Annotated in this window: 12 protein-coding genes and 1 pseudogene; 4 read left to right on the top strand and 9 right to left on the bottom strand. The window is 69.5% G+C overall.

What is annotated here, in order from left to right; genetic code table 11:
* The first annotated feature begins 501 nt into the window (after window positions 1-501).
* The 4 genes from DRV96_RS16850 to DRV96_RS16835 all read left to right on the top strand — a co-directional run bounded on the left by DRV96_RS16850 (window position 502) and on the right by DRV96_RS16835 (window position 6,521).
* Window positions 502-1,308 carry a class I SAM-dependent methyltransferase gene (locus DRV96_RS16850; protein ID WP_119293322.1) on the top strand — a complete coding sequence of 269 codons (807 nt, stop codon included), beginning with the start codon at window positions 502-504 and terminating at the stop codon, window positions 1,306-1,308.
* A 281-nt stretch (window positions 1,309-1,589) separates the two neighbouring features.
* Window positions 1,590-2,411, top strand: a complete 822-nt coding sequence (locus DRV96_RS16845; protein ID WP_119293320.1) for an outer membrane lipoprotein-sorting protein — start codon at window positions 1,590-1,592, stop codon at window positions 2,409-2,411.
* On the top strand, window positions 2,408-3,754 hold the full coding sequence (locus tag DRV96_RS16840; protein ID WP_162911122.1) for a DUF1302 family protein: 1,347 nt from the start codon (window positions 2,408-2,410) through the stop codon (window positions 3,752-3,754). Before DRV96_RS16845 ends, DRV96_RS16840 begins: the two co-directional genes overlap by 4 nt.
* Before the next feature lie 7 nt (window positions 3,755-3,761).
* Complete coding sequence (locus tag DRV96_RS16835; RefSeq protein WP_119293316.1) at window positions 3,762-6,521, top strand: MMPL family transporter; 2,760 nt, start codon at window positions 3,762-3,764, stop codon at window positions 6,519-6,521.
* A 50-nt stretch (window positions 6,522-6,571) separates the two neighbouring features.
* Here the strand turns inward: DRV96_RS16835 and DRV96_RS16830 are convergent, their stop codons facing one another.
* From DRV96_RS16830 to DRV96_RS16790, 9 genes and pseudogenes are all read right to left on the bottom strand, one after another.
* Window positions 6,572-7,414, bottom strand: coding sequence for an N-acyl amino acid synthase FeeM domain-containing protein (locus DRV96_RS16830; protein WP_162911121.1), 843 nt, complete (start codon window positions 7,412-7,414; stop codon window positions 6,572-6,574).
* 337 nt (window positions 7,415-7,751) lie between these two features.
* Window positions 7,752-8,210, bottom strand: a pseudogene (locus DRV96_RS16825) (trypsin-like peptidase domain-containing protein); the annotation flags it as partial.
* A 35-nt stretch (window positions 8,211-8,245) separates the two neighbouring features.
* Window positions 8,246-8,635: a HepT-like ribonuclease domain-containing protein gene (locus DRV96_RS16820; protein ID WP_119293310.1), complete on the bottom strand. Its 390-nt coding sequence runs from the start codon at window positions 8,633-8,635 to the stop codon at window positions 8,246-8,248.
* The gene (locus DRV96_RS16815; protein ID WP_119293308.1) at window positions 8,632-8,922 is read right to left on the bottom strand and encodes a nucleotidyltransferase family protein; all 291 of its coding nucleotides are present in this window, start codon (window positions 8,920-8,922) and stop codon (window positions 8,632-8,634) included. Before DRV96_RS16815 ends, DRV96_RS16820 begins: the two co-directional genes overlap by 4 nt.
* A 101-nt stretch (window positions 8,923-9,023) precedes the next feature.
* The gene (locus DRV96_RS16810; protein WP_235823455.1) at window positions 9,024-9,761 is read right to left on the bottom strand and encodes a S1 family peptidase; all 738 of its coding nucleotides are present in this window, start codon (window positions 9,759-9,761) and stop codon (window positions 9,024-9,026) included.
* Window positions 9,762-9,880: 119 nt separating this feature from the next.
* On the bottom strand, window positions 9,881-10,096 hold the full coding sequence (locus tag DRV96_RS16805) for a type II toxin-antitoxin system HicA family toxin (RefSeq protein ID WP_119293304.1): 216 nt from the start codon (window positions 10,094-10,096) through the stop codon (window positions 9,881-9,883).
* Window positions 10,089-10,301, bottom strand: coding sequence for a type II toxin-antitoxin system HicB family antitoxin (locus DRV96_RS16800; RefSeq protein ID WP_119293302.1), 213 nt, complete (start codon window positions 10,299-10,301; stop codon window positions 10,089-10,091). Before DRV96_RS16800 ends, DRV96_RS16805 begins: the two co-directional genes overlap by 8 nt.
* Before the next feature lie 18 nt (window positions 10,302-10,319).
* Window positions 10,320-11,327, bottom strand: coding sequence for an NAD-dependent epimerase (locus DRV96_RS16795; RefSeq protein ID WP_119293300.1), 1,008 nt, complete (start codon window positions 11,325-11,327; stop codon window positions 10,320-10,322).
* Window positions 11,328-11,713: 386 nt separating this feature from the next.
* Complete coding sequence (locus DRV96_RS16790; RefSeq protein WP_119293298.1) at window positions 11,714-12,859, bottom strand: FAD-dependent monooxygenase; 1,146 nt, start codon at window positions 12,857-12,859, stop codon at window positions 11,714-11,716.
* Between the last annotated feature and the right edge of the window lie 227 nt (window positions 12,860-13,086).

The raw sequence follows: 13,086 nt of genomic DNA, 5'->3' as shown, positions 1-13,086 counted from the left end.
CGTCAAGGGTTCGCTGCGCCGAGCTTCGCCCGCCCTTGACCCCGGTCCTTGGCCTGAACTCCCCTTGGCTCACCCACTCGGAATTCAACAGAGGCTTCTTTTTGATGGCTCCACTTCCCGTCGCGCCAGACCGTACCGCCGGCGCCGTAGCGCGTTCGAGTTCGACCTCATTGACATGGGAAGTCGCGGAGATGACGGCTGTCGTCATCGTGAAGGCGACGCCTCCCACGGGTACCCGGCCCGATCGGTGGACTCCACTACGACGGAGAGCCGGGTTCGCAGTCCCTTTCCGAGAACCCGCCGCCGACGATGCGGGCGGAACTGTCGAGATGGCGTACCTGTGCGCCCCAACGTCCATTACGCCGCGGCGCTCGGCGAAGCGATCGGCCCGCGATCCGCGCTAACAGGTATGCGAGAAGCGCTGCGTGATCGCGTCACCGCGCTTGGGCCGCGAATCGAGAATCGCCCGCTCCGAACCGCATCGCGCAGAATGGCCCATCGATGAAGCGCATGCAACTGCTTGAACTGGAAGACCAGGCTTGGCTTCCACCATCGATCAGGAACGGGATCACCGACTTTCTGGAGTTTGCCGTCGTCAAGGCGGACCTCTACAAGCCTTTTGCGCCCCGTCTGGCAGCGGCGATCAGTGCGGCCAACGTCGATTCCGTGGTGGACTTGTGCAGCGGAGGGGGGGGGCCATGGCTGCGACTTCGTGACGATGTGGTTCGTCTGACGGGCAGGGAGGTCTCCGTGACGCTGACGGACTACTACCCCAACATCGCGGCCTTCAAGCGCGTGGCGGATGCCGATTCAAGCGGCCGTACGAGATTTGTCGAAGCGTCCGTATCGGCACTGAACGTCAGCCAAGATCTGCAGGGGCTGAGGACCGTGTTCTCTGCGTTCCATCACTTCGCGCCGACCAAGGCTCAGGCGATCCTTGCCGATGCGCTCCAGCAGCGGCAGGGGATCGTGATTGCCGAATCGACCCAGCGGCACCCCCTGCTGCTCGCCTACATGCTGCTGACGCCGGCGCTGGTGCTTCTGACCTCGCCGTTCCAGAAGCCCTTCCGCTGGTCACGCCTGTTCTGGACCTACGTCGTGCCGGTCGTCCCGCTGGCCGTGATGTTCGACGGCATCGTCTCGTGCCTGCGCACCTACACTCCGGACGAGATGATGGCCTTGGTGCGCGGCATTCCCGGCCACGAGACCTTCGACTGGGAAGCCGGCATCGAGCGCATCGGCCGGCTGCCGGTGGGCGTCACCTACCTGATCGGCACCCCGCGCTTATCCATGCCGACGGCGGCGTAGTGCGTGGCGGGGCGCCTGCCCGCATTTGCGGGGCCGCCGGACGATGCGCCTCCAGCCCGGCCCCGCACCTTGCGCCGGGCGACGCGCCCCGAATCAGGGCGCCGACAACCCCGCAGATCGGCTCAATGTTCACGATGTGGCGCGGTTAACCTGCGCATCGACGGTTCTTCCCCTCGCTGCCACGCCCCGGGTCATCGCTCTCGTCGACAACGCCACTCCAAGCACGATCGGCGCGACTGGCAGACTGCGCACGCAGCTGCCGCGCACCCAAAGGCTGAAACATGGTCATCAAGCGCATATCCGTCCCGCTGCGCCGCCGCCAAGCCCTCGCGTTGGCCGCCGGCACCCTTCTTCCTCTTGGCGCGCAGGCCGACGACGCCCTGGCGCTCGTCAAGGCGGTCCACGAGCGGCCCGCCGGTCGTGACGTGGCGACGCTCAGCCGGATGGAACTCGTCGAGAAGGGCCGGGCACCGCGCGTGAGGACGCTGGCCACCTACCGTCTCGACAAGGGCGGCGGCGAAACGGCCCACCTGCTGCGCTTTCTCGCTCCCGAGGACATCGCTGGCACGGGCCTGCTAAGCGTGGCCAAGGCCGACGGCAGCACCGACCAGTGGCTGTACCTGCCCGAGCTGGACCGCGTGCGCCGCATCGCCGGCGACCGCAAGGGCGGGCGCTTCGTCGGCTCCGAGCTGTACTACGAGGACCTGCAGGAACGCAAGCCGGCGCTGGACCAGCACCGACTGCTCGGGGCGGAGACGCTCGAGGGCATCGACTGCCAAGTCGTTGAGAGCATGCCGGTCGAGGCGACGAACTCGGTGTACCGCAAGCGCGTCAGCTGGATCGACCCGAAGGCGGCGATGGTGCTGCGGGTGGACCATTTCGAGCGCGACGACACCCGGCCCGGCAAGCGCTGGCTGCTGGGGCAGCGCCGGCAGATCCAGGGCTACTGGACGGTGACCGACAGCCGCATGGTCGACCTGGCCAGCGGCCGCGAAACGCGGCTGGTCGTCGAAAAGGCCTTGTACGATCGCAGGCTTCCGGCGCGGCTGTTCACGCCGCAGTCGCTGGCGGACGAACGACTCGAAGCGGAGTTCCGACCGTGAGAATCATCAGAACGTCGTTGTGGCTCGTCCTGCCGTGGCTGGGCGGGGTTTCGCTCGCGGACGCGGGCAGCGTGCCCGCCGCCGGCACCGTCGTCGCGCAGGCGGGCACCGCCGCGGAGCGCGGCGGTGCGTCGCGGGGGCCGTCGAATGCGCTGCGCTTCGGCGTGGACCGGTTGCAGGTGGAGGCCGGCCACTTGAGCGACGCCCCGGAGGCCGACGCCGCCACCGCCGTGCGTGCCAGCGTGTTCGCGCTCTGGCAGCCCGACCGCACGTGGGAGTGGCGCCTCGGTGCACGGCTCGACGGCGACAGCCAGCGCGGCGGCACGTCGGACTACACCCGCTGGCGTGGCGACCCGGGCGACACCTACGTGCGCTGGCGTGGCGGCGACACCCGGCTGACGCTGGGTGCACAGACCATCGTCTGGGGCCGCGTCGACGAGGTGCCGCTGGCCGACCGGGTCAGCCGTGCCGACGTCACGCGCTTCGTGCTCGACAAGCTCGCCGACCGCCGGCGCAGCCAGCTGGCGCTGCGCTGGGAGCAGACGCTGGGCGACTGGAAGGTCGACGCCGTCGCGCTGCCGGCGTTCCGCGGCGCGCGCCTGCCGGCGATCGACAGCGTGTGGAGCCCCATCAACCGCACGACCGGCGAAGCGCTGGGCATCGCGCCCAGCGCCTCCCTCGCCGCGCTCGTGGCCAGTGCCACGGTGCGCGAAGACGACGGCGGGTTCGGCGGCGCCGCGGTGCGCATCACGCGCAGCGGCGAGCCGTTCGACGTCGGCGTCACGCTCGCGCGAACGCGGCAGTCGCTGCCCTACTACCGGGTCGACACGCTGGCGCCGTCGTTCACGGCCGTGCACCCGTTCAACAACTTCGCCGGTGTCGACGCCGAGTGGGTCACCGGCGATGTCACGTGGCGTACCGAGCTGGGCTACACGCACTACGTGCCCGTGACGCTGCCGAGCACCGCGATGGCGATGACGAATGCGGTGGAGTGGGTCGGCGCGGTCGAGTTTTTCCCCGGCGGTGCCGACACGCGCGTCAACCTGCAGGTGGTGGCGCGGTCGCTTCGCACCGGCACGGAAATCCTCGAGCTGAAGGACTATGTCGGGGTCAACGGCGAAGTCGAGACCGCTTTCGCCCAGGGCCGCTGGAAGGCCACGCTGCGCTTGGCACGCGGGCTGAACGTGCGCGACACGTACCTCGGCCCCAAGCTGAGCTTCGTCGGCTGGGAGCCCCATGAGATCTACCTGGCCGGCCACTTCTTCAGCGGCGAGGCGCGCACGCTCGGCGGCTTCCACCGCGACCACGACATGATCGCGCTGGGGCTGCGCACCCGCTTCTGACCGCCGTGTGAAACGCTTCTTCGCGCGGTGGGTCTACGGCCGCACCGGCGGCATGCGTTACCGCATGCTGTCGTGGCAGCTGGCGCTTCTGGCCGTCCTCGCGCTGCACGCCGCCGCCGTGCACGTGCTGACGGACCTGACGTTCAACAACGCGCCGGAGGCCTACTACCCGCCCGATTCGCCGGCAGTCGTGCTGCGCGACGCGCTGCGGCGCGACTTCCCGACCGACGAGGCGCTGACCGTGCTGTTCCGCGGCAACGACCTCTACGGCACTGACTTCCTGCTCCGCCTGGACGAACTCGCGACGCGCCTGCGTCAGCACCCGCTGGTGGACCGCGTGACGACGCTGACTTCGTTCGAGCGCATCTCGGGTAGCCGTGATGGCTTTGCCGTCGAGCCGCTGGTGGACGTGGGCCAGATGCCGGGCGACCCCGAAGCACTCAAACAGCGCGTGCTGTCGGACCGCTTCGTGCCCGGGTTGCTGGCCTCGCGCGACGGCCAGTACGTAGCGATGGCGGTGCGGCCCGTGCCGTTGCACGAGAGCAGTGAGAGGCTGCAGCTCAAGCTGGCGGTGGCCAAGGCGATCAACGAAACGGGCCTGGGGCCGTACTACGCGGGCGACGCCGGGCAGGTCACGATGGACGTGGCGCAGCTGGCATCCATCCTGCGCGACACCGCGTGGCTGGTGCCGCTGACGGTGATCATCGGGCTGGCGCTGCTGTGGTGGGTGGTCGGGCGGCTGACGCCGGTTGTGATCGGGGCCGTCGCGATGTCGACCGTGGTCGCTCCGACGATCGCCGGCATCGTCGCTTTCGGCCAGCCGTACACGATGGCCACGGCCATCCTGCCGAGTCTGCTGGCGGCGTACACGGTAGCCACGCTGCTGCACCTGTACGCGGGTGTGCAGCGCGCGCAGCGCACGGCGACCACGCGTTCGCAGGTGATCGATCGCGCGCTGGCCGAGACGCGTCGACCCAGCGCCTACAACGTGCTGACCACCGGTGCCGGGCTGCTGAGCCTGTTGCTGGTGCCGATCCCGCCGGTGCAGGTGTTCGGCGTGGCCGGCGCCGCCGGCACGCTGCTGGTGTTCGTGACGGTGTTCGTTCTCGTGCCGCCGGTGCTGCGCCGCTGGGACCAGAGGCGCTGGCCGCAGCACACGTCGGGCATGGGGCGATTGGGTCACCTCGCGCGGCGCGTGGGGCTACTGAGCATGCGCTGGCCAAAGACGGTCATCGCCGCTCTGGTGGGCGCAGTGATGGTGGCGTTTCCATACGTCCAGCAGGTGGAGATCGAGACCGATCTGCTTGCGTTCTTCGCCGCCGACCACCCGATCAATGTCGATACCCGGCGCATCGAATCGGCACTGGCCGGTGTGACGACACTCGAGATCTCGCTGCGCGGCGCCGACCGCGACACCTTCCAGCGCGTCGAGACACTTCGCGAAGTCAAGCGCTTCCAGCAGTGGCTGGAGGACCTGCCCGAAGTCGATCGCACGGTGTCGATGGTCGATCTGGTCGAGGAGATGCACTGGGCGATGAACCGCGAACGCCCGCAGTTCCGCGCGCTGCCCCCCACCGACCGCCTGCTGCGCCAGTACCTGCTCGTCTACGACGGCAACGACCTGTACGAACTGGTCAACCGAGACTTCGACCATGCGCGCATCGTGCTGAACCTCAACGTGCACGGCACGCGCGAGATCGGACGCACGATCGAGGCGATCCGGGCACAAGTCGCTGCTGCACCGATTGCGGACGTGAAGGTGGACGTTGGCGGCTACGGACGGTTGCTGGCCGATCAAGTTGGCCTGCTCGTCGAGGGGCAGCTCAACAGCTTTGCCGGTGCGTTCGCTCAAATCTTCGTGTTGATGACGCTGCTGCTGCGCTCGGCCAAGGGCGCGGCGCTGTGCATGGCACCCAACCTGGCGCCTTTGTATTTCATCTTCGTGCTGATGGGGGCGACTGGCATTCCGCTCGACCTGGCCACTGTGATGATCGCCAGCGTCGTGCTCGGCATCACCGTCGACGACACGATCCACCTTTACCACGGTGTCGCGCGGCGCCTGAGCGCCGGTATGTCACCGTTGTTCGCGATTGCCCGCAGCTACGAATCGGCTGGACGAGCCGTGCTGGCTGTCTCGACGGTGCTGATCGCGCAGTTCGCGCTGTTCACGACGTCGGACTTCATTCCGACCGCGAACTTCGGATTGATGACCGCAGCCGGGCTGTTGACGGGGCTGCTGTTCGAGGTGCTGCTGCTGCCGGCGCTGCTCGTGCTGACGGCCGGACTGCCGTGGACCTGGCGCTCGGCGCTGGGCTTGCGGCGAAAGCCGACGCCGCGTACCCCCGTGCCGAAAGCCGTGCAGACCGAGCCGAGCGCGTTCGTCGCAACGACGCCCGGTGAGCTGACCGGCATCGGGGCGACCACACGCCGCCGCGTGCTCGTCTGCCATGGCGACGCCTGCAAGCAAGCCGGTGCGATCGACGTATGGCGCTTGCTGCGCGAGGAAAAGGCCAAGCTCGTGCGGCTCGGGCTGGACGAGACGCTGCAGCTGACGAAAACGAGCTGCCTCGGTCCCTGTCGGCACGCGCCCGTGGTGCAGATTTATCCGGAGGACGTCTGCTACGGCCCGTTAGACGAAGCGGGCACCGCGCAGATCATCGAGCGCCACTTGCGCCGCGGTCAAACCGTGGCGAATCTCGTCGTGCCGGCGTCGACGCCCACCAAAGAAGACGCAGCAAAAAGCGAACGACCCGACATCACGTCGTGATGCCGGGTCGCACGTCCAGCCTCGCGCTTTTTGGCGCGCCTGTCGCAGGCTCAGGCGGCGAGCAGCTCCTGGCTCCAACGCGCGTGCGTGTCGGACAGCACCTGCAACACCTCGCGCTCCTGCGCCGGCTGGAAGGCATACGGGTACAGCGACCGCACGTTGGCCAGCAGGTCGAAGCGCCCGGCATAGAGCTCGATCTGGCGCCGCGTGTGCGACAGGTCGAGCGCCATCAGCACCGCCGGCGCGTTGACGCGCGGACACAGCTTCTCTTCGCCGACGACGCGGAAGTCGAGCATGCGGCGGTAGTAGCCGACGTGGCGCGGGTTGACCTCGATCAGCACGTCGTCGCAGCCGCGGATGCGGTGCGCGTGCAGGTAGGCCATGTGGAACAGGCTCGCGAGCACCTGCTGCGAGTTGCCGTCGACGTCGAGCGCGAGCTTGGTGAACTCGCAAACCTTGCGCCCGGCGCGGCGCAGCGCGTCGACGTCGGCCTTGAACAGTTCGTCGCACAGCAGCCCCTTGGGCGAATCGAAGCCCACCGTCAGCGTGCCGACGGGCTCGTCGTCGCGCGCGACGACCAGCGTGACGGTGTAAGGGTTGACCGGCTCGTCGGCCTCGGGCGTCAGGTAGCCGCGGTGCGAGTACATGCGCCGTACCAGCTGGCGCGCGGCCTGGCGCTGCGTCTCGGCCTGCGCGGCGCGGATGTGGAAGCTCTGCGCGCCGTCGCTGCGGCCGTGGTCGATGCTCAGCAGCGCCAGCGTGTCGGCGTGGCCACCGCGCGGGCGCACGCCGGCCCGGTGGGCCTGGAACGCACGGCGGATCGCGGGGGTGGGCAGGTAGGTGTGTGCGGCGGACGCCAAACCGGGTACTGCGTGGTCGGTGGTGGGTGCCATTGCGTTGCTGCCTGTGGCCTCGGTGATGAGATTGTCGGCGGGCTCCCCCCCTATCTTGGGGGGCGTTTGTTACAAGGCGCATCGTCGGCCGCCGTGCGTGCGGGCGCGTGCATCCACGCCCGCACCCGCGACCAACGCTTGGCGGCGGGCAATCGATCACGGTCTGCCGCCCGGTCGGCCGCGCAATCCGCCCGCATTGCGCACCCGGTGCGCCGCGGTCGGCCCGTCCGTCGCGAGCCCATGGGCGTCGCGGCGTGTCGTCGAGAACCCGCCCGCGATAACCGCTTGCAACACCTGATGCGATCCGGCGACGCGGCGGGCGCTGCCGCCGCGCCCCTCACCGCCGCTCGAGCAGCTCGCGCACGAACTTCACCGGGATCGCGTACGTGAGCCCCGTGGGGTTGCTCAGCGCCGACTCGCGCGTGCCCTTGACCATCACCATGTTGATCACGCCCACCACCTCGCCGGTGTCGGCGTTGAACACCGGCCCGCCGCTGTTGCCCGGGTAGGCCACCGCGTCGAGCTGGTAGATCTCGAAGTTGCCCTCGCCGATGCGGCGCACCGCGCGATCGCTGAGCTGGCCGGCCTGCGGTGCCGGCAGCGCCACCGTCGTGATCGACGAGACGATGCCGCGGTGTGTGACCGGCGCGTAGCCCAGCACGCCGCCGATCGGAAAGCCGATGAACGCGATCGACAGGCCTTCGCGCACGTTGGCGGGGTCGGCGAGCGTCATCGCGGGCACGGGCGGGCCCGGCATGCGCAGCAGTGCCAGGTTGCGCACGCAGTCGACGGTGACGACGCTCGCCTCGCGCCCGAGCGCCGCGGATCACCTCAGACAGCTTCGGGCTTCGCCGTCGGCGGCTCTCCTTGCGGGTCGGCAACCGCGCTCGGCAGGCTTGCCAGCAAGTTCGGCAGTGCGATCGTCACGGTATCCCAGACGACGTCGAGATCGATATCGAAGTAGCCGTGCGCCAGCCGGTTGCGCATGCCCTTCATGCTCCGCCAAGGGACCGCCGCATGCCGCTCGGCGAAGCCGGCGTGATGGTTCAGGATGCGCGTCGCTGCCTCGCCGATGATGACAAGGTTGAGAATCACGGCCTGCTGGGTTCGCTTGTCGGCCAGGAACGCGTCCTTGCTCATTCCCGACACGAAGCCGCACGCGTCGGTTGCTGCCTGACGGATGTGCTGCAGCAGGTCAGGCAGCCGCTGCTGACTGCTCATACGGGCTTCGCCTCGGAAAGCACGGCTTGCCGGACGGCAGGGGGCAAGTCGCCCGGCGTCAGCAGGTCGACAGGCACACCCAGCATCTCCTCGAGCTCGACCTGAAGCGCCCCCAGATCGAACAACGTGGTGCCGGGCAGTGCGTCCACGAGGAGGTCGAGGTCGCTGCCGTCGCGATCCGTGCCGTGTAGCACCGACCCGAAGACGCGGGCGTTCGCGGCACGGAAGCGCCGGGTGGCCTCCCGCACCGCGTCGCGATGGCGCTCCAGGGCTGCCGACGGTTTCAACGCAGTCTCCGACCTCGTGGTCTCGGTTGCCGCGATCGTAATCGACCGCCTTGGCACGAGGTACCAGCGAGGGCGTCGCGCGCGCCGCTCGAACTGGGGCGTCAGCGCCTGTCGAGCAACTCCCGCACGAACTTCACCGGGATCGCGTAAGTGAGCCCCGTGGGGTTGCTCAGCGCCGACTCGCGCGTGCCCTTGACCATCACCATGCTGATCACGCCCACCACCTCGCCGGTGTCGGCGTTGAACACCGGCCCGCCGCTGTTGCCCGGGTAGGCCACCGCGTCGAGCTGGTAGATCTCGAAGTTGCCCTCGCCGATGCGGCGCACCGCGCGCTCGCTGAGCTGGCCGGCCTGCGGTGCCGGCAGCGCCACCGTCGTGATCGACGAGACGATGCCGCGGTGCGTGACCGGCGCGTAGCCCAGCACGCCGCCGATCGGAAAGCCGATGAACGCGATCGACAGCCCCTCGTTGACGCTGGCCGGGTCGGCCAGCGCCATCGGCGGCAGCGGCGTGCCGTCGACGCGCAGCAGCGCGAGGTCGCGCGCCGCATCGACGCGCTCGACGCGGGCGTCGCGCATCTCCCACTGGCGCTGCCCGCGCCACACCTGCACCACCTGCCGCGTGCCCGGCTCGCCGGGCTGGGCCGTCGCCTGCGGCGACAGCACGTGCGCGTTGGTGACGACGAGGTTGCCCTCGGCGGCGACGAAGCCGGTACCCTTGAGCACGAAGCGCGGGTTGTCGGTGGGGTTGAACGTGCCGACGATGACGATCGACGGCTTGGCGCGCGCGATGAGGTCGGGCAGACCCGCAGAGGCAGGTGCCGGAAGCCAGAGCGCCAAGATGAACCAGACCGACGCCACGCGAGCAAGGGTGGAGCGACACGCTCGCCCGAGATCACCGACGATCTTGCCTCCCGGAAGACTCGAGCGCGACTCTGGCGCAGCGGCTCGACGCAAGATCAGAGCTCCGCGAGAAATTCCTCGCTCGACACATTAGCCTGGCGCAGCAACCCGGCCAGCGTGCCAACCTTGACTTCGGCGTGCAACGGCACAACGCACCCGGCCGCACCCCGACGCATCACCACGTGGCTGCCGCGCTGGCGGACCATCTCGAATCCCAACCGCCGCAAGACCCGCACGACCTCGGCTCCCGAAAGCCGCGGCAGCTTAGGCATCGGCCGGTTCGGGCAGTGAGAAGATGGTCACCAGCGGGTGGCCCTTGGCGGCCTGCGGAAACTCCTCCAGATACAGCGCGGTGGCCTCCTTGAGGTTGGCGATCGCCTCCTCCAGGGACTCGCCCTGCGTCGTCGTGCCCGTCTCCGGGTTCAGCGCGACGAATCCGCCTTCCTCGGCGGGGGTCAGCACGGCGGTGAGTTGCATGGCGTCGGCTCCATCGGGTCAGACCCGATAGTAGTCCCGATACCACGCGACGAAGCGCTCGATGCCCACCTGGATGGGCGTCGCGGGCTGGAAGCCGACCCACTCGCGCAGCGCGTCGGTGTCGGCATAGGTCGCCTGCACGTCGCCGTCTTGCATCGGCAGCAGGCGTTTCTCGGCCGTCATGCCGAGCGCGCGCTCGATGCAGGCGATAAACTCGAGCAGCGGCACCGGCTGGTGGTTGCCGATGTTGAAGACGCGGTACGGCACGTTGCTGGTGCCGGGGTCGGGCGCGTCGGAGACGTAGGCCGCATTCGGCGTTGCGGTGCGGTCCGTGACGCGCACGACGCCTTCGACGATGTCGTCGATGTAGGTGAAGTCGCGCTGCATCTGCCCGTGGTTGAACACGTCGATCGGCCGCCCCTCGAGGATGGCCTTCGTGAACAGGAACAGCGCCATGTCGGGCCGGCCCCAGGGGCCATAGACCGTGAAGAAACGCAGCCCCGTCGTCGGCAGCCCGTACAGGTGGCTGTAGGTGTGCGCCATCAGCTCGTTGGCCTTCTTCGTCGCCGCGTACAGGCTCACCGGGTGGTCGACGCTATCGTGCTCCGAGAACGGCAGCTTCGTGTTGCCGCCATAGACGCTCGAGCTCGACGCGTACACCAGGTGCTGCACGCCGTGGTGCCGGCAGCCCTCGAGCACGTGCGTGAAGCCCACGAGGTTGCTCTCGACGTAGGCGTGCGGGTTGGTGAGCGAATAGCGCACCCCCGCCTGCGCGGCCAGGTGGATCACGCGGTCGAAGCGCTCGCGCGCGAACAGCGCCTCCATCCCCGCGCGGTCGGCGACGTCGAGCCGCACGAAGCGAAAGCCCTGCTGCCCTTCGAGCCGCGCCAGCCGCGCCTGCTTGAGCGTGACGTCGTAGTAGTCGTTGAGGTTGTCGAGGCCGACGACCTCGTCGCCGCGCGCGAGCAGGCGCTGCGCGGTGTGCATGCCGATGAAGCCGGCGGCGCCGGTGACGAGGATCTTCATGGGGAAACCGGGTCGTTGAGGGGTGCGCGCCGCGCACGGCGCCCGCGCGCGATTATCGGCACCCGGCCCCGCAGCCCGCGGGGCGCATGTCACGCGGCGCCCGTGCGCGCGGCGCCGCCACGTGCCCCCCCCTCGGCTCGGGGGGCGGCTGCTCGAACGCGGCGTCGCGTAGACGGTCGAGCCCGCGGCCGGCAACGCCGCGGCCGGCGGCTTCGACTGGTTCGCCGCCGAAGGTGCGAGCGCACGGTATCGGCTGCATTTTCGTCGCGCTCGTGTGCGCGTGTCGCTGGCCACCCTGCCCGACGCGCCGACGAGCCGGTCGGCTGCGCGACGCGCCAGTCGCTGGGCGAGTCGCACGCGCGCTGGCCGCAGCGCGCCATCGGTGGTCAGTCCACCGCCAGCGGCACCGACCACGCGTCGTAGCCGTAGACCCAGTCGGCATTGCCCTGGGTCTTCAGCCACTGGTTGCCACGCGAACCGATCTGGATCTTGGCCGTGCGTTCCCTCCGCGTGTGCTCGTAGCAGCGCAGCGCGGCCGCCGCCTGCGCGCGGTCGCCGGCTGCGGCAAGGCAGCGGCCGACCACGACGGCGTCTTCGATCGCCATGCACGCACCCTGCGCCATGAATGGCAGCATCGGGTGGCACGCGTCGCCGAGCAGCGTCACCGTGCCCTGCGACCAGCGCGGCAGCGGGTCGCGCTCGTACAGCGCGCTCTTGAGCACCGTGTCGCAGGCGTCGAGCAGCCGGCGCGCATCGGAGTGGAAGTCGCGGTAGACGGCGCGCAGTTCCTCGACGTCGCCTTCGCGGGTCCACGACTCTTCGTGCCACGCATCCTGCCCAGTGGTCGCGAACACGAAGGTCTCGCGCCCTTGGTTGAGCGGGAAGGTCACGATTTGCGTCTGCGGGTTCGGGCCCCACCACTTCGTGAAGGCCTCGATCTCGGGCACGTCGCGCACGCGCTCGGTCGGCACGACGGCACGGAACGACACGACGCCGGTGAAGCGCGGCTTCTCGTCGCCGAACAGCGCCGAGCGCACGCGCGAGTGGATGCCGTCGGCGCCGACGACGACGTCGAAGGTCTGCTCATGCCCGTCGTCGAAGCGCAGCGCGACGCCCGCCTCGCCCTGTGCGAGCGACTGCAGCCGCCGGCCGAAGCGCACCCGCTCGAGTGGGAAGGCCCCGGTCAGCGCGGCCAGCACGTCGGCGCGGTGGATCGTGACCTGCGGCGCGCCGTACTGCTGCTCGGCGACATCGCCCATCGGCAGACGCGAGGTCTCGGCGCCGGTGCCGCCGTCGCGGCTGATGCGGTACGTCGGCTTCGCGCCGTGGCGGCGGATCGCCGCACCGACGCCATGGGCGAGCCCGTCGAGCGCACGCACCGCGTTGGGCGTCAGGTTGATGTCGGCACCGACGCGCCCGAAGCGGCTCGCCTGCTCGAACACCGTGACGCGGTGACCGTAGCGCTGCAGCGCGATCGCGGCGGCCAGGCCGCCGACGCCCGCGCCGACGACGCCGATGTCCAGCGAAGCCATGCGAAGGCTCCGGTTGAATGACCCTGAATCCAGCAGTTCACCGTCCGTCATCGCGCGCTAAGCGAGCACTGGCGCGGCTTTGACGGGTCTTGGCACACTCACCGATGGGTGAGAGCAAACAACGCATGCGCAAGGTGGCCCTGGCGGCCGAAGTGGCGGCCGGCGCGCCGCAGGTGGTGGACACGCTGGGCGGGCGCATGCACGTGCGCTGGGACGAGGGTGCGGCG

Source organism: Azohydromonas sediminis (assembly GCF_003574675.1).
In the GTDB taxonomy this organism is placed as follows: domain Bacteria; phylum Pseudomonadota; class Gammaproteobacteria; order Burkholderiales; family Burkholderiaceae_C; genus Calidifontimicrobium; species Calidifontimicrobium sediminis.
The sequence above is the reverse complement of the archived record's forward strand: the minus strand, read 5'-3'. Positions and strand labels throughout refer to the sequence as shown.